Source organism: Aliivibrio wodanis (assembly GCF_052920805.1).
The window spans coordinates 1,340,335-1,360,546 of sequence record NZ_JBREXA010000002.1 but is presented as its reverse complement, the minus strand read 5'-3'; the positions used below and the strand labels follow the sequence as shown (position 1 = coordinate 1,360,546).

At 38.9% G+C, this 20,212-nt stretch carries 18 protein-coding genes and 1 pseudogene; 11 read left to right on the top strand and 8 right to left on the bottom strand.

Going from position 1 to position 20,212, the window contains the following annotated elements; genetic code table 11:
- Nucleotides 1-41: 41 nt before the first annotated feature.
- Both ACU5DF_RS14140 and ACU5DF_RS14135 read right to left on the bottom strand, forming a co-directional pair.
- Nucleotides 42-986 (bottom strand): ABC transporter substrate-binding protein, encoded by a 945-nt coding sequence (locus ACU5DF_RS14140; RefSeq protein ID WP_446713328.1) that lies wholly within the window; start codon nucleotides 984-986, stop codon nucleotides 42-44.
- Between the two features lie 372 nt (nucleotides 987-1,358).
- A complete protein-coding gene (locus tag ACU5DF_RS14135) occupies nucleotides 1,359-1,850 on the bottom strand; it encodes a VOC family protein (protein ID WP_446713327.1) in 492 nt (163 codons plus the stop codon).
- 291 nt (nucleotides 1,851-2,141) lie between these two features.
- Between ACU5DF_RS14135 and ACU5DF_RS14130 the strand changes: the two genes are divergently transcribed.
- Nucleotides 2,142-2,540, top strand: a complete 399-nt coding sequence (locus ACU5DF_RS14130) for a PaaI family thioesterase (RefSeq protein WP_446713326.1) — start codon at nucleotides 2,142-2,144, stop codon at nucleotides 2,538-2,540.
- 38 nt (nucleotides 2,541-2,578) lie between these two features.
- On the opposite strand, the gene ACU5DF_RS14125 is transcribed toward ACU5DF_RS14130, so the two are convergent.
- Entirely contained in the window at nucleotides 2,579-3,040 is a 462-nt protein-coding gene (locus tag ACU5DF_RS14125; protein ID WP_446713325.1) for a CatA-like O-acetyltransferase, read from the bottom strand.
- The gene (locus tag ACU5DF_RS14120; protein ID WP_446713324.1) at nucleotides 2,964-3,242 is read right to left on the bottom strand and encodes a CatA-like O-acetyltransferase; all 279 of its coding nucleotides are present in this window, start codon (nucleotides 3,240-3,242) and stop codon (nucleotides 2,964-2,966) included. Before ACU5DF_RS14120 ends, ACU5DF_RS14125 begins: the two co-directional genes overlap by 77 nt.
- A 166-nt stretch (nucleotides 3,243-3,408) precedes the next feature.
- Here ACU5DF_RS14120 and ACU5DF_RS14115 point away from each other — a divergent pair, with 166 nt between their 5' ends.
- The 6 genes and pseudogenes from ACU5DF_RS14115 (at nucleotide 3,409) to ACU5DF_RS14090 (ending at nucleotide 10,465) form a co-directional block, all read left to right on the top strand.
- Nucleotides 3,409-3,903 carry a YcxB family protein gene (locus ACU5DF_RS14115; protein WP_446713323.1) on the top strand — a complete coding sequence of 165 codons (495 nt, stop codon included), beginning with the start codon at nucleotides 3,409-3,411 and terminating at the stop codon, nucleotides 3,901-3,903.
- Nucleotides 3,904-4,155: 252 nt separating this feature from the next.
- Nucleotides 4,156-4,461 carry a Fis family transcriptional regulator gene (locus ACU5DF_RS14110; protein ID WP_446713322.1) on the top strand — a complete coding sequence of 102 codons (306 nt, stop codon included), beginning with the start codon at nucleotides 4,156-4,158 and terminating at the stop codon, nucleotides 4,459-4,461.
- A 178-nt stretch (nucleotides 4,462-4,639) separates the two neighbouring features.
- Nucleotides 4,640-5,734 (top strand): Fic family protein, encoded by a 1,095-nt coding sequence (locus tag ACU5DF_RS14105; protein ID WP_446713321.1) that lies wholly within the window; start codon nucleotides 4,640-4,642, stop codon nucleotides 5,732-5,734.
- Nucleotides 5,735-6,074: 340 nt separating this feature from the next.
- Nucleotides 6,075-6,241: pseudogene (locus ACU5DF_RS14100) on the top strand (DUF4172 domain-containing protein); the annotation flags it as partial.
- A 137-nt stretch (nucleotides 6,242-6,378) separates the two neighbouring features.
- The gene (locus tag ACU5DF_RS14095) at nucleotides 6,379-8,613 is read left to right on the top strand and encodes an ATP-dependent nuclease (protein ID WP_446713320.1); all 2,235 of its coding nucleotides are present in this window, start codon (nucleotides 6,379-6,381) and stop codon (nucleotides 8,611-8,613) included.
- Nucleotides 8,606-10,465, top strand: coding sequence for a UvrD-helicase domain-containing protein (locus tag ACU5DF_RS14090; RefSeq protein WP_446713319.1), 1,860 nt, complete (start codon nucleotides 8,606-8,608; stop codon nucleotides 10,463-10,465). Before ACU5DF_RS14095 ends, ACU5DF_RS14090 begins: the two co-directional genes overlap by 8 nt.
- 274 nt (nucleotides 10,466-10,739) lie before the next feature.
- Here the strand turns inward: ACU5DF_RS14090 and secF are convergent, their stop codons facing one another.
- The 4 genes from secF to ACU5DF_RS14070 all read right to left on the bottom strand — a co-directional run bounded on the left by secF (nucleotide 10,740) and on the right by ACU5DF_RS14070 (nucleotide 15,108).
- Nucleotides 10,740-11,639, bottom strand: a complete 900-nt coding sequence (gene secF / locus ACU5DF_RS14085; protein WP_446713318.1) for a protein translocase subunit SecF — start codon at nucleotides 11,637-11,639, stop codon at nucleotides 10,740-10,742.
- A 3-nt stretch (nucleotides 11,640-11,642) separates the two neighbouring features.
- Nucleotides 11,643-13,466 (bottom strand): protein translocase subunit SecD, encoded by a 1,824-nt coding sequence (gene secD, locus ACU5DF_RS14080; protein WP_446713317.1) that lies wholly within the window; start codon nucleotides 13,464-13,466, stop codon nucleotides 11,643-11,645.
- 112 nt (nucleotides 13,467-13,578) lie between these two features.
- Nucleotides 13,579-14,085, bottom strand: a complete 507-nt coding sequence (locus tag ACU5DF_RS14075) for a hypothetical protein (protein WP_446713316.1) — start codon at nucleotides 14,083-14,085, stop codon at nucleotides 13,579-13,581.
- A 108-nt stretch (nucleotides 14,086-14,193) separates the two neighbouring features.
- A complete protein-coding gene (locus ACU5DF_RS14070) occupies nucleotides 14,194-15,108 on the bottom strand; it encodes a LysR family transcriptional regulator (RefSeq protein ID WP_446713315.1) in 915 nt (304 codons plus the stop codon).
- A gap of 203 nt (nucleotides 15,109-15,311) precedes the next feature.
- Here ACU5DF_RS14070 and ACU5DF_RS14065 point away from each other — a divergent pair, with 203 nt between their 5' ends.
- From ACU5DF_RS14065 to ACU5DF_RS14050, 4 genes are all read left to right on the top strand, one after another.
- Nucleotides 15,312-16,304: an HlyD family secretion protein gene (locus tag ACU5DF_RS14065; RefSeq protein WP_446714248.1), complete on the top strand. Its 993-nt coding sequence runs from the start codon at nucleotides 15,312-15,314 to the stop codon at nucleotides 16,302-16,304.
- Between the two features lie 41 nt (nucleotides 16,305-16,345).
- Nucleotides 16,346-17,911: a DHA2 family efflux MFS transporter permease subunit gene (locus ACU5DF_RS14060; protein ID WP_446714247.1), complete on the top strand. Its 1,566-nt coding sequence runs from the start codon at nucleotides 16,346-16,348 to the stop codon at nucleotides 17,909-17,911.
- A gap of 80 nt (nucleotides 17,912-17,991) precedes the next feature.
- Nucleotides 17,992-18,693, top strand: a complete 702-nt coding sequence (rsuA, locus tag ACU5DF_RS14055; RefSeq protein WP_446713314.1) for a 16S rRNA pseudouridine(516) synthase RsuA — start codon at nucleotides 17,992-17,994, stop codon at nucleotides 18,691-18,693.
- Between the two features lie 314 nt (nucleotides 18,694-19,007).
- Complete coding sequence (locus tag ACU5DF_RS14050) at nucleotides 19,008-20,210, top strand: Bcr/CflA family multidrug efflux MFS transporter (RefSeq protein ID WP_446713313.1); 1,203 nt, start codon at nucleotides 19,008-19,010, stop codon at nucleotides 20,208-20,210.
- Nucleotides 20,211-20,212: the final 2 nt, after the last annotated feature.

Sequence of the window (20,212 nt, the reverse complement as noted above, 5' to 3'; positions counted from 1 at the left end):
ATTATAATTGATGGCTGTTTAATTTTTTCATAAAGAGTTATTCATAAGATCTCTTTGTTACATGAGGAATGTGACAGCCATTTTTTTACGTATTCTTTATTCTGCTCCATCCATACATTACTGGCTTTATCAATAGACATATTTTTCTCATCAATAAGGATTGCAGCTTGTGCAACTTGTTCATTATCTAGGGAAAATGAGTGGATAATATCCACAGCGCATGGGGATTTATCTAGTAGGGATGTTGATATAGCGATTTTTAGCCAGCCATCGATAGGGTTTCCACAGTCCCACATGAATTTAGGGTTTATTCCCCAGTAGGCTTTACTTTCACATTCTTTAGCATATTCGGGAAATGCCACAAACTTTCCTTGATATTGTGCTTCAACCCAGTTTGGGGTCCAGTTAAAAATCAAGAGTGGTTTTTTGTCGGCGATGTACTTTCTGATTTTTTTATTTATTTCGTCACCATTTTTCAATTTTACTACATCAAATTGGAGTTCTAGGGCCCTTATGCGTGCCTCATCAGGCTTTTCCCAAGGACCTGTATAATAAATACCACGCTCCTTTCCTTCAGAAAAAATAGTGTAGCACTCTTTTAATGCGGCCCAATTTGGTAACCCTGGACAACGTTTTTCGACATAATCAGGATACCACCACTCCTCTCTAGTCGTCGCTATATGTGTGCCACCATCCAAAATATAACCAGAATCAATGAGTTCTTGAAACTTTGTAGCCATTGAGCCCTCCCAGACTTCGACTTGCACATCAGCTTTACCATGAGCAAGTTTGTACCATTGAGAATTTTCATCAGAATAAACATACTCAATCGGAATATTTTGCTGCGTAAGCAGGTTTCCTAGGGCTTTTGTTAATACCTTTTGGCTCCCCCAATCTAGTAAAAGTAATTTTACAGGTTCTTTGGCAAATGCTGAGAAAGTCAGTCCTAATAATGTGGCAGTACTTAAAAGTAATGATTTTTTCATATGAATTTATTAACCCTTCTGATGTGGAGATAAAATATGGGCAATACAAATTTAGAAACGGATATTATTTGATTTCAACGTAGTGAGGCTAAAGAAACAGTACTGAATGGCTTGGGTGGTTCTGAGTTGAGGTTAGTTATACTCTAGGTTGCAAAAATGATGGTTTAACCTTACTTAAACTATAGTTCAAACTGTTATTTTTTACAGTTATTACTAATAGGGAAGTGCTTTTGAGGTGAATAATTAAAATATTTAAGTTGTGATTTAAAATTTATCATAAATCTTTTTTAATTATAAAATCAATCGGTTGTGTTGGTGAGAGGATTGGCATATCTACCAATCCTTTTTTAATGCCGTATTTACAGAGAACGATTACTCGTAATCAGATGCGTATGTATCTTCGTAAGAGTGGGAATAGAACTCAAAAAGGTTACCAAATGGGTCTTCTAGGTAAACCATTTGTGCTTGTTTTAGTTCGTCTTCTGGGTGGTAACGCATAATGTCCATACGAACCTTGCCACCATATTCTTCAACACGCTTGATTGCGGTATGAAATTGCTCTTTTGGCACTTGTAGACAGAAGTGGAAGATGCCTAGACGAGAAAAATCTACGTCATGACGTTCTTGGCGCTCTTTCATTTCGAACAGCTCAATACCGATACCATCAGATGTTACAAGGTGCGCAATATTGAAGCCTTTAAAGCCTTCACCGAATACGGCGATACACATACGACCAATAGCAGATTCACGCTCTTCGATTACTTTCGTGTTGTTCATTACAATGCGTAGGCCTAACGCTTTAGTGTAGAACTCAACAGCTTTGTCCATATCGCCAACCATGATACCAACGTGATTCATTTTCATAATGTGCTCCAAATACGTTTTATTAATTCGTTATGTTGTTTCGATGTAGGAGAGTATAGGTAAGAATTGATATTACGTGAAATTATCAAATTTTATTAAAATAATAACCTTTTGTTATCATTGGAATTCAAAACCTTTATGGTTAACGGAATAACGTGATTTGACAAATAGCCTTGATCTTACAAGTATTCGTTATATATGAGATCTTAGAATGCGAAATGGTTATTGGCATATGCTAACAACATGGAGTTATAGTTTATTCATTAAATTAACAAAAATTATTGGTGGATAATGTCACTCTCTATACCTAATGATCATCAACAATGTCGGGTCTGTCAGCATGCTTTTTTTTCTGAACAGCCGATCAATTTTCAAGTGAGTAATGACCGAGAAATATATGCCGAAATTGTACCAATAGAAAAAGTAGAAGGTTACGACGGTGTTATGCAAGGGGGATTAATTACAGCATTGCATGATAGTGCAATGCTGCATTGTTTATATAATCTTGAAATTCATGCAATGACGGTTAGTTTATGTACTCGCTTTCACCGACCAATAAAACTGGGTATAAAGATTGAAGTTCATGCTAAATGGGTAAGTAGCAGACGTCATTTACATGTATTACAAAGCAAAATTATACAAGAGGGTTATATCTGTTCATCGGCAGAAAGCCAATTTATGGATGGTTAAAGCTATTACCACTATTAAAATAATAAAGATAAGTAAGCCTATTTTGATTGTTCAAGCTGTGATGGGGTATCAAACATCGCTTGTAATGTCTGTATGAATTGCCCCACATGCAAGCCATCCATTAAACCATGATGCACTTCAATGGATAGCGGCATGCGCCAGTGCTCACCTTGCTGAACCAATTTCCCAAATGCCATTTTTGGCACACTGTCAGGGAAGTTAACGTCTCTAGCATGAGTCATACTAGTGAAATCGACCCATGGCAATACGGTTAAATGAATCGTATTCTGCTTCATTTCTTGGCCAATGAACTGCTCTACAATAAAAGGCGTGTTCTTAATCCTAGTCTCGGATTTTGCTGCACTGATCGTAAAGTCAGAAAACGTAGGCTCATGGTCTAAATCGCAAAAACGTACCGTATTATCATCGGCGAGCAGCGCGACACTGACACACATAGGCGAGTAAATACGTACTTCTTCCCCTACAAGGCGATAGCTCATCGGTTCCACATTTATTTAGTGCTTGCTGAGTTAGGTAAAGATAAGCGTGAAAGAAACGGTGATTATGCTGCTTACAATATTGGTGCAGCGCCGTTACGTCGATATTAGAGCAGATGTTATACCAAGGGTGACTAAAGCCTTGATAAAATTTCAAGTGTTGAGCTCGCGCCCACTGGCTGACATCTAGTACTTCATATGTCATTTTATTTCCCTATAGAGTTCACTGATTTTGATTGGGCTGATTCTATATACCTAATCGACTTTAAGATATATTTGAATGTAGAAAAGCACCGAGAAGCGGTACAATATCCGAGTTGCACATCGCAGCATAAGAAACTCATTCACATAAAAGCGTAAAGTAGCCCTATATGTCTAAAGATTTTAGTGTCACCACAGAATACACACTCGACAAGACTTTCTTTGCCGAGTGTTATGATCAAACTAGTCACCCTGTTAAATTTCCCAAAGCCTATTTAAAAGGAATATTATTTCTTCTTTTTGGTGTGGTTTTATTAAAACTTGAACTATTACCTAATGGATATGTTGGTTGGTTCTTTATTGTTTTGAGTATTATTGAGGGGCTTAGTATCTACTTTAAAAGAACGTGGTGGTTATGGCGACAAAAAATCAGCTCGCTTTCTGGTACTAAAGTGGTGTTTCAGGCTGACGTTAAAGGAGTGAGTTATAAAAGCGCTAAAATCACTCGTAGCATTGCATGGAGTGAAATTGATCAACTTGAACAAAGCGATTTAGGGTTTATCTTGCATATAGGTAAACAGCGCCAATATGTCAGTAAATCTTGCTTAAATGATAAAGAGATCGCTTTCATTGCAGAGCAGCACGCAATATCAAAAACAAACTAACGTCACTGCGTGAAAATCACATTTTTCCAATATCAAGCCGCATTCATTGCGGCTTTTTATTGTCTATCTAACTCCTCGGCTCCAATCTCAAACTCTGTGGCCATATTTACTCATTTACTACATTCCCACACTGTGAGGTTTTCAGGTGTTACTGTAAATACTTTGCATTTGAAACTGCCACACAACTTAATATCGTTTAAGATAATATTGCTCGAAAACGTTTTTAAAAGTGTTAAATAGGAAGTTTGCATTATGCGTAAATCAGATAAGAAGATCGAAAATCAAATTAGAGAAGTGTTAACCGAAGTTTGTGAAGATACGTTAAAAGGCTACGATGGTTTTCTTTGGGTGACTCATACGGTCAAATTCTCATCTTTTCCACAGAGCTTAAAAATCGTCTGCGTATTTGAAACGGATCAAGATAGAGCACACTTTTTAATGGGAGAAGACCAGCTTCACGTTTCAGCAACTATCCAAAAGGCGTTTAATAAGGTTGGGGTCCAACTAAAGAACGTAGATAAGCACATCAGTTACGATACACAGAAAAATCGCAAGTAGCGGTTATCAAAGAAAGTGAATCGAGTTTTGACTTGTCGTGATGCGAATAATACCTCTAATCACATCACGTTTTGATGTGAATAGGAGGGTTAATCACATCATTAAATGATTTGAATAAGCGTTATATTCAAATCATACTGTGATTAGATTAAGCGAAATTGAATCAGAGGAAGGCATTATGTGGATATGGCAGCAAGATAAATGGCCTCATTTTTATTGGGATGAACACGTTATTGAACCGTTATTAAGGTCGGTTAGATTTAACCAAGGGCTTTTATTAGGCAAGATGACGAGTCAAGACCAAGAAAAAGCGATGCTTGATACGTTACTTGCCAATATTGTCCACTCAAGCGCGATTGAAGGTGAAACGTTGAATGCGTTCTCGGTGCGCTCTTCTCTGGCTAATAAATTAGGATTAAGTGAAGAAAGACCTTTTCCAACCACAGAGCAAACTGATGGCCTTGCCGAGATCATGCTTGATGCGGTAGAAAACTTAGACACCTCTTTAACGCTAGATCGTATTTTACATTGGCATCATCGTTTATTTCCTCAAGGCTACACCATGTTTAATCCTGTGGTGGGTGGGCAATTACGAGGCGATGCACCTATGCAAGTCGTGTCTGGCCGCATTGATCGTCCTATTGTCCATTTTGAAGCGCCAAGCCGAGATACTCTTGATGCTGAATTGAATCAGTTTATTGATTGGTTCAACACGTCAAAAAATGACACTTCGTTAGATCCTCTATTAAGAGCGGCAATAACTCATGTGTGGTTTGTGACGCTTCATCCACTTGATGATGGTAATGGAAGAATCACTCGTCTACTTACCGATCTCGCATTAGCCCAAGCTGAGCAGCAATCGGTTCGATTCTATGCGATGTCGGTGGGTATCTTGGCGAACCGCAAAAGCTATTATGAGATTTTAGAGCAAACCCAAAAAGGAGAGTTAGATATTACCGCTTGGCTACAATGGTTTTTTGAAACTCTTGAGAGTACGTTTTCAGAAGTCTTTAACGAAATAGACAGAACGATTTTTAAAACTAACTTTTGGCGCAAGGTTGATCAAACCAAGCTGACAGAAGAGCAAGTAAAAGTGCTGAATAGAATGTTAGATGGCGATTTTGAAGAGGGCATTAACACCTCTCAATACCATAAAGTTGCAAAGGTCAGTAAGCCCACTGCAACTCGGCACTTAGCAACGTTAGTTGAGCTTGGCTGTTTGGTTAAAACAGGGGCTGGAGGTCGAAGTACTCGTTATGTTTTGGGGGAGTAAAATATAGATGAGTCGATTTACCAAAGTTGAATGCATAAAAGAAGCTCTGATTTTGTCAGAGCCTTTTTCATTTTCATAAATAATTCCGGATTACCTAGTTAACACCATGTCTTGCATGGTCACCGACATACACTTTAACCCGACATTACTCGCTTAAAATGCTGTTTTAGTCAGCGGGAGGAGAGGGTATTTCAATCCGACTTAGTCTCTCTCTTACCTTGTAGGCTTAATATACCTACAAAATGATCTTGGATTATCTGGTTGGTAAATGCAAGTTCTAATATTGACGGTTGTACATTGAACCAAGCTGACAGAAGAGTAAGTAAAAGTGCTTAATTGAATGTTAGATGGAGATTTTGAAGAGGGTATTAACACCTATCAATACCATAAAGTTTCAAAGGTAAGTAAGCCCACAGCATCTCGGCATTTAACTATGTTGGTGATCTTGGTTGTTTGGTTAAAGCAGGGGCGGGTGGTCGCAGTACTCGTTATGTTTTGAGGGAGTAGAAAGTTTGGTTATGATGAGTTTTTAATTGGTCTATTCTTAAAATTAAAATTATTGAGTTTATTTGATATATGGATCAACAATGTATATACGATTTAATATTAAAATAATTGCTTAATGGTAACCTGATGAGAAACTCATGAAAATTAGCTTTGTAGATATTCAAAATTTTAGAAAATTAAAGCGTTGTCGTGTGGATTTTTCGGAGGAGCAAACACTTTTAGTTGGTGCAAATAATAGTGGAAAGACTTCTGCGACAGATGCGTTGATTTGTTTTCTAGATAAAGGGAAAAAAATAACGTCAACAGATTTTACTTTATGCAATTGGATATTTTTGAATAGATTTGCTCAATCATGGATGAATGAGGATACAAGTGCTTTTATTGGATTAGATTTATTAAATTGGCAACCTTATTGTCCGTCGTTGGATGTTTGGATTGAAGCGGACGTTAGTGAGGTTCAGAGAGTTTCTCACTTGATACCTACGTTGAAGTGGAATGGCGAGCCTTTGGGGGTTCGCTTGGTATATCAGCCAAAAAATTTGGATAATTTACGGGAAAATTACGTACGTGAGCGTGAAGCTGTAGTTAAAGTGAATGGTGAGAAACAACTATCACTTTGGCCAAGAGACTTTAAAGATTATCTCAAGGAAAAACTACATGTTGAATTTGAAATCAAAGCGTTCTTACTTGACCCTGCTAAGAGAGATATAGCACAAACGCTTACAAATGACGCTATTTGTTTTGATTCTGATCCATTTAAGGGTATTTTTCGAGTCGATACAATTGAAGCGCAAAGAGGCTTTTCTGACCCTCACTCCGATTTAGGAAAGCCAGCTAGCAGTCTATCTTCACAGCTAAATGAATACTACAAGCGTCATTTAAACCCATCTGATATGCCTGAGGCTGAAGATTTAGATGCGTTAGAGGCAGTTGAAAAGGCTCAAATCGAGTTTGATTCTCGATTGGATAAAGCCTTTGAAAAAACTCTTGGCGAGATAAAGGAGCTTGGATATCCAGGGTTTACCGATCCTGATATTAAGCTATCGAGCAGGTTGAACCCGATCGATACTTTAGAGCATGATGCTGCTGTAATCTTTGACGTTAGAAAACAGAATTTCGGTGACAATACATTTTCTCTTCCTGAGCAATACAATGGATTGGGTTACAAAAACTTGATCCATATAATTTTTCAGTTGATTACCTTCCGAGATCGTTGGTTGAAGGTCGGAAAAATAGGCAAAAAGCGTTCGGAAGAAGATGCGGCGATTGAACCTATTCATTTAGTTTTGGTTGAAGAACCAGAAGCTCACCTTCATGCTCAAGTACAACAGGTTTTTGTTCGTAAAGCCTATAAGGTACTCAGAGAATATGGAGCCGTTGAAGATAATCTGACGACCCAAATGGTTATTAGTACCCACTCTAGCTACGTTGCTTATGAAGCAGGTTTTGAATCCCTTCGCTATTTCAAAAGAAAACCTGCTTCTAGAGAACAACCTACTCCTCAGGCTGAAGTGGTGAACCTTGCGACAGTTTTTCCCTCCGAGAAGAAAAGTGAAACTGATGTATCATCCACGAACAAATTTGTTTCAAGATATCTAAAGACAACTCATTGCGACTTGTTCTTTGCTAATGGGGTGATTTTGGTAGAGGGGGCTGCGGAACGGATGCTTCTACCACATTTCATTTCCAACCATCATAAGGATTTGAGACGAAGCTATATTTCAATATTGGAAATTGGTGGTGCTCATGCGCAAAGATTACGTCCTCTAATTGAACTACTAGGTTTACCAACATTAGTCATTACCGATACTGATGCGTGTGACTCTCTAAGAAATAAAGCACGCCCGAAAAGAGGGGCTTCTTTAGAGTTTGGCAGTGAAACACTAAAAACTTGGTTTGATTTTAGTAAGTTGACTTTGGATGACCTGCTTGACCTACCGCCTGAGCGAAAAGTTCAAGGTAACGTTCGCGTATCTTTCCAATATGGTATTCAGACTAAATTCACGCCGAATGCGAGAACGACGAAAGAAGTTATTCCTTATACGTTCGAAGATGCAGTAGCTCTGACGAACTTCGAGCTCTTTAAGACGCTAAGAAACTCAACTGGAATGGTAAAGAAAATGCATTTAGCTACAAAAATGACAACACTAAATGCTTGTTGCAATGCTATGTATAAAGCTCTCGATGGAGAGAAAGCAAAAATGGCTTTAGACCTACTGTTTGATGTTGAACCTAACGAGCTGCTTGTCCCAGAGTACATAAGCGAGGGGCTAGCTTGGCTAGAGAGTGAGCTAGAGACGATGAGCTTAGACTATACATGGGTACCAGAAAATCAAGCCTCTAAAATTATGGAGGAAATGATTGGTGAGTAAGCCTAACAGCCTAATCGGGGTCGATCATGAAATCTACGGATATCTAAACCTTGATAACCCCAAGAGCTTTCTATTATTTGCTGGTGCTGGTTCAGGTAAAACTAGATCTCTAGTAAATGTATTACAAGAAATACGAGAGAACAACTTAGATCGCCTTATCCAAAATGGTCAACGGGTCGGGGTCATAACATATACAAATGCAGCGTGTAACGAAATTCAACGACGTTTGTCTTATGACCCATTGTTTCACGTATCCACAATCCATAGCTTTGTTTGGGAGATGATTAAACCGTTTACCGAAGATATTAAAGGGTGGCTTAAGACAAAACTTAGTGCCGATATCGAGGATCTTAACTTAAAAATCTCGAAAGCCAGAGACATTAACGGTAAGACAGCTCAGCAAAATATTAGAAAAAGAGAGTCTAAAGTTACGAGATTAGACGAATTACGATTGGTTAAAAAATTTTCGTACTCGCCTACAAGTAATAGAGCCGAAAGAGGTACGGTTTCTCATGAAGAAGTGATACAGATTACTGCAACTCTATTGAATGAGAGCCCGTTACTCCAAAATATACTTACGAATAGGTATCCCATACTTTTAATAGATGAAAGTCAGGACACTAGAAAAGAGCTCATGGAGGCTTTCATTCAAACTCAAAGTCTGAATTGTTCGAAGTTTTCTCTTGGGTTATTTGGAGATCTCATGCAAAGGATATATGGAGGAGGGAAACATGATCTTGAATCCTCATTGCCTGACGATTGGAAGACCCCATTAAAGACGATAAATTACCGCTGTCCGCAGCGAGTAATAGAGTTAATTAACAGTATTCGCGAAGAGGATGACAAGAAAAAGCAGGAGCCAAAATCAGGAGCGTCGCTTGGAATCGTTAGGTTGTTTATTATTGATTCTGATACTGCGCGTGAGCGAGATGTAGAAGCTTTAATTAGAGCTAAGATGTCAGCTATTTCAGATGATTCTTTTTGGCTTGAACCAAATAAGATAAAAGCTCTTACTTTGGAACATGCAATGGCAGCTATCAGGGGGAACTTCGATAAGTTTTATTTGCCACTTGCAACAGTTGACAGTCTGAGAGATTCCTTACTTAACGGAACAAATGTTTCTTTAAGGTTTTTGTGCAATAGCTTGTTACCTCTTGTTAACGCAATTCGAGTTCGAGATGAGTTTGCTATTGCAAGTATTATCAAAAAATACTCTGGAGTTATTAGCTCTAATAACGTGGATTTTTGCTTAGATCCAATATTGACTCTTAAAAATACAGATAAGTCAGTTGATAAAGTAAGAGCCATAGTCTCGAAACTTGATCCTCCTTTAGTACAGGTTCTGCGTTTGATAAAAGATTGCAAGCTACTTTACATTCCTGATGAACTAAATGTTCTTCTTGTAGGTTCATCTGACGAGACAAACGACGAGGAAGAAGAGAATTTAAGTAAACGATCAATTGCGTGGAATCAGGCTTTTTTAGCTCCTATCAGTCATTTGGAAAACTATGCTCTTTATATTAATGAAGAGTTAGGGTATGGAACACATCAAGGGGTTAAAGGGTTAGAGTTTGAGCGTGTTATGGCAATTATGGACGATAATAGTGCAAATGGATTTTTGTTCCGCTATGAAAAACTATTTGGTGCTCAAGAGTTGTCCCAGACGGATATACGAAATCAATCAGAAGGTAAAGACTCTGTTCTATCAAGAACTAGAAGGTTATTTTATGTGATATGTAGTAGGGCAGAAAAGAGCTTAGCTGTCGTTGCATATACAAAAGATCCTGAAGCTGTTAAGAGGAAGAGTTTAGAGTCTGGTTGGTTTAGGGAAGATGAAATTGAAATGATGTAGATAGACTTTTCTACCTTAAACTAATGCTAGCTAGTGTTGTTGAAGATAAAAGTTTATGGGCTGTTTTGATTAATTTTTGTGGCTAGTTTTGAGTCTTTTCCTATTGAATTTTCATACTTAAGCTATCTATTTTTTGTTCATTTAGTACAGTTACTAACTCATTATTGTCCAGTAATTACATTCCACCCACAAAAAGGGACCCAGCCTAAACCAGATCCCCCCCAACATCAGCCGCATTCCCTGCGGCTTTTTACTATCTATCTAAACCTAACCCTTACGGCTCTTCAGAAATTGACTTCGGCTTATAGTGATCCGAATTCAAACCAAAGTACTCAGGCAAACTTGTACCTACTGAGATAGAAGACCAAGTACCAGTCACGATACCGATGAACATTGCAATCGCAAAGCCTTCTAATGGACCACCACCTAATAACCATAATGAACCAACAGTGATTAGGGTAGTTCCTGATGTCACCATCGTACGAGAGAAGGTTGCTGCAACCGCTTCGTTATTAATCTCTTGGATAGATAACTCAGGTTTGGCAATTAACAGCTCACGAATTCTATCTGCAATGATAATCGAGTCATTTAACGAGTACCCTAAAATCGCCAAGATAGCGGCTAGGGTAGTTAAATTAAATTCCATTTGGGTTGCAGCAAAGAAACCAAGCACAAACACGATATCGTGGGTTAGGGCAAACAAAGAGCCAGAAGCCAAACGCCATTCAAAGCGGTAGCTCAAGTACGCTAAGATAACCAGAACCGACACTAATAACGCCATGCCACCTTGTTCAGTTAGCTCTTGGCCTACTTGTGGACCAACGATACTAGTGTTCAATACTTGAACATCTGAATGCAGCGGAGCAAGAACCTCAGTTAATGCAGGAAGCTCAACGCCTTTTGGTGGGATCGCATAACGCAACACCCAACGACCCGGCTCACCAGAGGCAATCACTGCCACATCTTGTTTAAAGCTTGCATCTAATAACGGAGCAATTTCACTGCTTGTTATTTTGCTATCAATTTGAACTTCACTCACGATACCGCCAGTGAAATCTAAACCCCAGTTAAGGCCTTTCATTGCTATCATCGATAATGCAAAAATCATTAAACCGATAGAAACCACACTCGTCATGTGACGCCATTTTGTTGCATTTTTCATATTTATAAACATAACTTAAATCCTAACATCATGACGAGAATCACGACCCCAAACTAAATTGATAATGGCACGTGAAGCGAAGATGCCTGTGAACATACTGGTTAATAGACCTAAGCCCAGTGTTAATGCGAAGCCTTGAATAGGGCCATTACCGATAGTGTAAAGAACCACCGCGGTAATCATTGTGGTGAAGTTGGCATCGAAAATCGTACCAAATGCACTACTAAAGCCTCTATCAATTGCTTGCGCTAATGTTCGACCTTCTTTTTGTTTATCTTTAATCCGTTCAAATATTAGAACGTTGGTATCAACCGCCATACCGACCGTTAATACTAAACCTGCAATACCCGGAAGGGTAAGAACCGCACCCGGAATAAGCGCAAGTAAACCAAATAGCATCACCATGTTGCTAACAAGTGCAAGGTTAGCAACCCAACCTAAACGACGATACCATACCGCCATAAACAGCAGAGTTAGACCAAGACCAAGACCTAAAGCCGCAAAACCATTTTGGATGTTCTCAGCTCCAAGCGTTGGACCAATAGTACGCTCTTCAACGATAGTTACAGGCGCAGTGAGTGAGCCTGCTCGTAGTAGTAATGCAAGTTCTTGAGATTCTTGAAGTGAACCAGAACCTGTGATTCTAAAGCGGCTACCTAGTTGGCTTTGAATTGTCGCAACACTGATGATTTTGTTGCTTTGAGTGGTTTCGCCTTTGCTGTTACGACCGTATTCGTTGTACGACGTAGCCATTGGTTTACCTACATTGTGACGAGAGAACTCAGACATGATTTTGCCGCCTGAACTATCAAGAACAATGTTTACTTCTGCCATGCCCATTTCGCCTAAGCTTGCGCGAGCATCAACAATGTGATCACCACTTAGTACGGGTTTTCTACCCACACGTACAGGACGGCCATTCTCATCAGGCACCTCCATTGTGCTGCCAGTGCCTTGCTCTTTTACTGCGTAGAACGCAAGACTCGCGGTAGCACCGATAACATTTTTTGCAGCAGCTGGATCTTGAACACCAGGAAGCTCGATACGAATTCGGTTTTCACCTTGACGTTGAACTAAGGCTTCAGTGATACCTAACTCTTCAATACGACTACGCATGGTTTGTAAGTTTTGTTGAACGGTAAGGTTACGAACGGCAATTTTTTCATCTTCTTTTAGTGTTAGCTTAAGATCAAAACCGTCACCGTTTGATACCTGCCAAGTAGGGTAGTTTTTATGAATAAATTGGCGAGCAGCATGGCTTGCTTCTTCTGATGGAAGGCGAACCACTAAGCTGTCACTGCCTTCTTTTTGGAAGCGAACTGAGCGAATGCGTTCTTCACGTAACTCTTGTTTTAAAGAATCTGAAAGCTCATTACGTTGTGCTTGGAAAACTTGGTTTACATCAACATCTAATAAGAATTGAACACCACCACGTAAATCTAGGCCCAGTTTAATCGGCTCAAAGCCCATATTTTGCAACCAAGCAGGGGCTGCTGGCGCTAAAGATAACGCTAATGTTGTGCCTTTTTTACTGTCATCAATAACAGAAGCTAATACATTTTTTGCTGCGGCTTGTTGAGCTTCATCTTGCAAAATAACGATGGTTTTATCGCCTTTTTGTTCAATGCGTTTAACGATAATGCCTTGGTCGGTTAACGTATTTTGTAATTGAACAATAGAAGGGATTTGTCCGTCTTTATTGGTAATTTGAACGGCGGCATCTTCACCATACCAAGTAGGGATAGCGCTTAATAATAGAATCACAAGAGTCGTAATAAGAACAACGTATTTCCATTTTGAATAATGGTTCAGTCGTTGTATTGGTTGTTTTCTTTGCATAATAATTTCACCTCACATACGAAGTTGCGTATGCGAAAAAGTCACAAATCTAGTCAGTTCGTAATAAACGAATAATAACTAAGTGATAAATCAATGGATTTTGAGTGTGAAATTAAGAGTGTGGGTATAACCGCTGGCTGTAGAGAAGGTTACTTTCCTTCCAAGCAGATACGCGAGAGCTTGAAGAATAGCTATTCAGTGCCCAATTTACGGTAGGTTTTGGTTTTTCTTGATAACCAATCGTCAATTGTTCTGATGGTATTGCAGGGATCTCTAACGCGAGTTCATAAACAGGGAAGACTTCTTCTGGTTCATGACGCGCCAAGTTTGCCATGCGAGAAGAGTAACCAATACCTAAGTTTACATCGTGGCTTTGAGAGACGTTGTTAGAATGTAATGTAGTCGAGTCAGTTTGGTTGCTATTGATGTTACAAGTGACAAAATCAATAGATTGGATATGAGAGTTATCAACGGAAATCGTTACTGGAACCGTAGAGTGCTGCTCAATCGTCAGCTCTACAAAGTGGCTGTTGTCGTTTTGATGATATGCAGATGCCTGAGCAAGCGAACTTACCCCAAAGCAAAGACAAATTATCAATAATCGAAACAGTTGTACCACGAAAAACCCAGTGCTGATGTTAATAGACCATCGCATCGTATTCGATGAATGGCCTTACTGGCAAGTGAAATTAATAGATTCAGAAAAATTGATGTAATTTTAGTGAAATTATTTGGTCTTATTTCTTTCCGCTGCCGTTAATTCAAATCGCTCAAGCACGTGGTCAATAAAAACACGTAATCGTTTTGGTATCAGCTTATTTTGTGGAAAAACCAAGCTAATGGCGGCTTTAGGTAAATCCCAATCAGGTAGAATTTGAATTAACTCTCCGTTTTTAATGTGTTCTCGACATAAAAATTCAGGTAATAAAGCAACGCCTAGTCCACTTAAGCAAGCCGATTTAGAGGCGGTAATAGTATTGACTTTTAAACGGTAAGGTAAGTTGACTTTTATGGCTTTATCTACCTGATTAAAATAAAGATCAGGTACTTTTACGGCATTAACTACTTTGATTTGATGATGAGGCGCTTGGAGATCTTCTGGGGTCTGAATATCTCCATAGTTTTTCAGATACTCAGGGCTTGCAACAATGATACGCTCAGAAAAATCAATGGTTCTAGCGACTAATGAAGAGTCATTAATTTCACCAATTTGCACATAGAGATCGATATTGTCACCGATGATATCGACTTCTCGATTGGTCATTTCAACATTGATAGAGATTTCTGGGTAGCGAATAAGAAAGCTGTTGATGTAATCAGACATGACACTATGGCCAATTTCTACAGGCATGGCTAAATTAAGATGACCTCGGATCAAGTTTTGATTTGCGGTCAGCTCTAATTCAGTTTGCTGCATAATATCGAGCACTTTGACGCTGGCTTGATAAAAAATCTCACCTTCTTGGGTTAAGCCTAATTTTCGTGTTGATCGAGTGATCAGCTTCACACCAAGATGATCTTCAAGTTCAGCCAGTTTTCGACTTACTGTTGATTTCGTCATACCTAAATTAACAGCAGCTTGAGTAAAACTACCAGAATCAATAACTTGGTTTATTATGGTAATGCTATTTAAGTCCATCATTACTTTTTCTCAGTTAATTGGTTATATTTATGCAACAGTGTTTCCTTTTTTTCCTATCTAATCAATTAATCATTTTCGTTTTATACTTCTGCTCTCTTATTTATTACATTCTTGTTTATTGCAAATGAGAGTGGTTTCATTTTCAGGTGGGTAGACCAGTGGCAGAACAACAGAAAAAAAATAAAGCGCCTTTGATAGCAACGATGATTTTTATCTTATGTGGACTTGCAGGCGCGGGATATTGGTATAGCTATGCACAATATTTTCAATCAACCGATAATGCTTATCTTCAAGGTGACATTACTATTATCAGCCCAAAAGTGGGTGGTTATATTGAAAAAACCTTGGTTGAAGATAACCAAATGGTGAAAGCAGGTGACTTGCTAGCGACGATAGATGACCGTGATTTTCTAGCAGAAAAAGAGAAAGCAGAGGCTAATGTCTTGGTCAGTGAAGCATCGATTAAAAATTTAGCGGCAGAGCGAAAATTACAGACGATCAGAATTCGACAAGCAAACAGTGAAGTTGAATCAGCAAATGCGGAATATGAGCGTGCACAGCAGCAAGTAAAACGCACCAAAGCATTAATTAAAAAGAATTATTCATCACAAGATGAGTTAGATAATAATGTATCCCACCTTAAAGTGTCGCTGGCGAATGTTGATGCAGCAAAGGCGAATTACCAAGCATCGAAAGAGCAAGTGAATGTGCTAGATAGCGAGATTGAACAGGCTAAAGCGTCTCTTTCTCAAGCAAAGGTAGCATTAGAACAAACAGAAATTAATCTGTCTTACACTCATATTTATGCGCCGATTGATGGCGTTGTTGGTAAGCGTAGTTTGCGTCAAGGGCTATTGGTTCAAGCGGGTATGCCGCTATTAAGTTTGGTGCCAACAAAAGAAGTGTGGATTGAAGCGAATTTTAAAGAAACACAATTAGGGGATATTCATAAAGGGCAAAAAGTATTTGTTGACCTTGATGCGTACCCAGATTTACACCTAAAAGGCATTGTTGATAGTTTTTCTCCGGCAACAGGTGCAAAGTTTGCGTTGCTACCACCTGAGAATGCAACCGGTAATTTCACTAAAATTGTGCAACGTGTACCTGTTAAAATTAATATTATTAATGCTGAATTATTAGATGGAAAATTGATCCCTGGGCTGTCTGTTGTGGCGACGGTTGATACTCGAGGTTAGTCATGACTCAAGAAGCAGCACTCTCTCATCCAAAAGAAGGCATGGATAAATCTTTAGAGCCTGAAATTCCAAGACGTAATTGGATTGCATTATTTGGTGGTTTATTAGGTGCCTTTATGGCGATCCTTGATATTCAGATCACCAACTCATCATTAAAAGACATCCAAGGTGCGCTTTCGGCAACCATGGATGAGAGTTCTTGGATATCGACCTCTTATCTAGTTGCTGAGATGATAGCTATTCCATTGAGTGGTTGGTTATCGGTAGCAATTGGTAAGCGTCGCTATCTTACATGGACGACCATCATTTTTGCGGTAGCATCGGTACTGTGTTCAATTTCTTGGAATATGGGATCAATGATCGTCTTTCGTGCTATTCAAGGCTTTAGTGGTGGAGCGTTAATTCCACTCGCTTTCTCGCTTGTGGTGCAATTATTACCCTTGCATAAGCGTGCTGTGGGGATGGCGTTGTTTGGTGTAACTGCAACCTTTGCACCATCCATTGGCCCGACATTAGGCGGATGGTTAACCGAGAACTTTTCTTGGCACTACATTTTCTATATTAATATTCCGCCTGCAATCGCGCTGATCTGCATGGTGAATTATGGTCTTGATGATGAGCCGTTAAAGCTAGACAGTTTATTGAAAGCCGATTGGTTTGGTATCACCACAATGGCAATTGGTCTTGGTTGCTTAGAAGTGGTGCTAGAAGAAGGAAACCGAGAAGAGTGGTTTAGCTCAGGTTTCATTATTACGCTATCCATCATTTCAGTTATCAGCTTAACCTATTTTATAATCAATGAGTTGCAACATAAAAAACCTTTAGTTAATTTACGGCTGTTAAAACAGAGCCAATTTGCAATGTCATGCATTGCGTATTTGATCTTAGGTATGGCTTTGCTTGGTTCTATCTATGTGTTGCCAATGTATATGATTCAAATACAGGGCTATAACGCGATGGAGATTGGTGAAGTATTAATGTGGATGGGGTTTCCTCAGCTGTTAATTTTCCCATTAGTACCGAAATTAACGCAGATCATTAAAGCTAAATACTTGGTGTTCTTCGGCTTTTCAATGTTTGGTATTAGCTGTTTTGTAAATACTCATATGAGTTATTTGTTTGGTGGCGACCAACTAATTTTCTCTATGTTATTACGTGCGATTGGCAGCCCGTTTATTATGGTGCCGTTATCTTTAGTGGCGATGGAGGGGATTAAAAAACAAGACGTCGCTGATGCCTCAACTATTACTAATGTTCTTAGAAATTTAGGAGGAGCGTTTAGTATTGCGTTTATTGCGACCTTACTTGATAACAAAACTCGTGAGCATTTGGGGCACATTAAAGAGACATTAACGACGGTAAATACTGATGGTTGGTACCAATTACAACAAAGTACAGCAATGTTTATGCAAAAAGGAAGCGATGCCACCACTGCACTGCATCAAGCTCAAGCCTCATTGATGATGACAATGCAACGAGATGCCTCAATCATGGCGTATAACGATGTCTTTTTTATGATGACGTGCTTCTTAGCGTTTGCTGCTGTATTAATGTTTTTTGTAAAATCAGACTCTAAACCCGATTCTATGGCTGCTGGCGCGCATTAGATCTAGGTCAAATGACAGTCGGTACTCGCTTCTTTAAAAGGTTTGGGTATAATGCGCCAGAATATTGAAATGAGGTTCTCATGCGTTTAGATAAATTTTTGTGCGAAACAACAGGTGCCACTCGTAAAGAGGCAACTCGTATTATTAAAAGTGGTACGGTTACCGTTGATGGTGTGAAAACCAAGGTTACTTCAGTAAAAGTAACAGATGATTCAACGGTTGAGTGGGATGGTCGTGAACTTAAATTCCATGGTCCTCGTTATATTATGCTATTCAAGCCGGATGGTTATGTATGTTCTCACGAAGACAGTACACACCCTTCAGCGTTAACGTTATTGGATGAAGTTAACTTAGAAAAGCTTCACTTTGCGGGTCGCCTTGATGTCGATACCACTGGTTTAGTACTGATCACTGATGATGGTCAATGGTCTCATAAGATCACGTCACCAAAACGTAAATGTCCAAAAACTTACCGTGTATGGTTAGCTGAATCAATTGGTGCTGATTACGCTGAGCAACTGGCCGAAGGCATTCAGCTTAAGAGCGAAACTGGCTTAACTATGCCAGCAGTAATGGAAATAGTTAATGAAGACGAAAATGAGCTTCTATTAACGATCCAAGAAGGTAAATACCACCAAGTGAAGCGTATGTTCGCAGCGCTTGGTAACAAAGTTGAAGGTTTACACCGTTCTCAAATTGGTCAATTAGGCTTAGATTACTCACTTGAACCTGGTGAATATCGTTATTTGACAGAAGAAGAAGTGATTGCTGTTTTTGGCTAATCATTACTTAAATTATTAATAATACCAATTCCAGTAATTATCTGATCGTTATTACTGGTTAAGTCACTTAATAATTTCGTTAAAAATTTTTATTGTAGAATAACTACTTATAAGAATTTTTTCCTTATTCTTAAGCGATTTTCCTGCGTAATAAATAGATCATCTAATTAATTACATTGGTATAAAAACGGTATGATGTTATGTCATACCGTTTTTTGTAAATTAATGAAAATAATTAGTATTAAATAGGCTTAGTTTACGGCTCATGATAAAATTAACGATCATTAATCGCTCTTTATTCCTTTAGGTTTTTTATGTCAACGAGCTCTCCTGAATCTTCTGAAAGTCCACCGCTAAGTTTACTTTTAATCGTTATTCTTGGAGCTATTGCTGCGTTAACACCACTTGCGATTGATATGTACTTACCTGCAATGCCAAGTATTGCGAAAGATCTTGGAGTGTCTGCCGGCTCTGTTCAAATGACATTAACGGCATATACAGCAGGCTTTGCTATTGCACAGTTAATTCATGGTCCCCTTGCTGATAGTTATGGCCGACGTCCAGTTCTTATTATCGGTACGGTTTTATTTGCTATTTGTGCGGTTATTGGTGCCTTAGTCGATGGCATTGAATCATTAATGTATATCCGAGTATTACAGGGTGTTGCAGGCGCAGCCTCTTCTGTGGTTATTCAGGCTATTGTGCGTGATATGTTTGATAAAGAAGATTTTGCTCGTACCATGGCATTTATTACCTTGGTGATGACAATTGCCCCTTTAGCTGCTCCTATGATTGGTGGTCACTTAGCGGTTTGGTTTGGCTGGCGTTCAATTTTTTGGTTATTGGCTGCTTTTTCTGTCCTAATTATTTTAGCCATTTTTTGGAAAATCCCCGAGACACTAAAAGAAGAGAATCGAGAACCTTTTAAGCTAACAACTTCTTTTCGTAATTACTTATCTCTATTTAAAAACCCAGTGTCGCTTGGTTTGATATTTGCCGGAGCATTCTCATTTTCAGGGATGTTTGCTTTCTTAACCGCAGGCTCATTTGTTTATATTGATATTTATGGTGTGAGTGTTTCTAATTTTGGTTATCTTTTTGGCTTAAATATCATTTTCTTAATTATTATGACCACAATTAATGGCCGTATTGTGAAAAGAATGGGCTCTCATAATATGCTTAAGTTGGGGTTATCTATTCAGTTATTTGCAGGCTTATTGATGGTCGTTGGTCAATGGTTTGAATGGGGATTATGGGGCACAGTGATCCCTGTAGTGCTATTTGTTGGCTGTATTTCTACTATTGGTAGTAATAGTATGGCTCTGTTATTAAGTCATTACCCTAAGATGGCAGGAACGGCGTCATCACTTGCGGGTACATTGAGGTTTGGTACTGGCTCATTAATTGGTGCTAGTATTGCCATGTTGCCGTCAGATTCAGCGTGGCCTATGGTTAGTGCAATGACGGCGTGTTCTATTTTATCTTTTGGTTGTTATTTTGTTTTTGGGCGAAAATAGTA

What these genes read in the sequence shown, in the direction of transcription:
- ACU5DF_RS14130 (WP_446713326.1), top strand. Translation starts at nt 2,142, where the DNA reads ATGTCACTCTCTATACCTAATGATCATCAACAATGTCGGGTCTGTCAG.
- ACU5DF_RS14095 (WP_446713320.1), top strand. Translation starts at nt 6,379, where the DNA reads ATGAAAATTAGCTTTGTAGATATTCAAAATTTTAGAAAATTAAAGCGT.
- secF (WP_446713318.1), bottom strand. Translation starts at nt 11,639, where the DNA reads ATGTTTATAAATATGAAAAATGCAACAAAATGGCGTCACATGACGAGT.
- ACU5DF_RS14105 (WP_446713321.1), top strand. Translation starts at nt 4,640, where the DNA reads ATGTGGATATGGCAGCAAGATAAATGGCCTCATTTTTATTGGGATGAA.
- ACU5DF_RS14110 (WP_446713322.1), top strand. Translation starts at nt 4,156, where the DNA reads ATGCGTAAATCAGATAAGAAGATCGAAAATCAAATTAGAGAAGTGTTA.
- ACU5DF_RS14060 (WP_446714247.1), top strand. Translation starts at nt 16,346, where the DNA reads ATGGATAAATCTTTAGAGCCTGAAATTCCAAGACGTAATTGGATTGCA.
- ACU5DF_RS14125 (WP_446713325.1), bottom strand. Translation starts at nt 3,040, where the DNA reads ATGAGCTATCGCCTTGTAGGGGAAGAAGTACGTATTTACTCGCCTATG.
- ACU5DF_RS14115 (WP_446713323.1), top strand. Translation starts at nt 3,409, where the DNA reads ATGTCTAAAGATTTTAGTGTCACCACAGAATACACACTCGACAAGACT.
- secD (WP_446713317.1), bottom strand. Translation starts at nt 13,466, where the DNA reads ATGCAAAGAAAACAACCAATACAACGACTGAACCATTATTCAAAATGG.
- rsuA (WP_446713314.1), top strand. Translation starts at nt 17,992, where the DNA reads ATGCGTTTAGATAAATTTTTGTGCGAAACAACAGGTGCCACTCGTAAA.
- ACU5DF_RS14120 (WP_446713324.1), bottom strand. Translation starts at nt 3,242, where the DNA reads ATGACATATGAAGTACTAGATGTCAGCCAGTGGGCGCGAGCTCAACAC.
- ACU5DF_RS14070 (WP_446713315.1), bottom strand. Translation starts at nt 15,108, where the DNA reads ATGATGGACTTAAATAGCATTACCATAATAAACCAAGTTATTGATTCT.
- ACU5DF_RS14065 (WP_446714248.1), top strand. Translation starts at nt 15,312, where the DNA reads ATGATTTTTATCTTATGTGGACTTGCAGGCGCGGGATATTGGTATAGC.
- ACU5DF_RS14135 (WP_446713327.1), bottom strand. Translation starts at nt 1,850, where the DNA reads ATGAAAATGAATCACGTTGGTATCATGGTTGGCGATATGGACAAAGCT.
- ACU5DF_RS14050 (WP_446713313.1), top strand. Translation starts at nt 19,008, where the DNA reads ATGTCAACGAGCTCTCCTGAATCTTCTGAAAGTCCACCGCTAAGTTTA.
- ACU5DF_RS14140 (WP_446713328.1), bottom strand. Translation starts at nt 986, where the DNA reads ATGAAAAAATCATTACTTTTAAGTACTGCCACATTATTAGGACTGACT.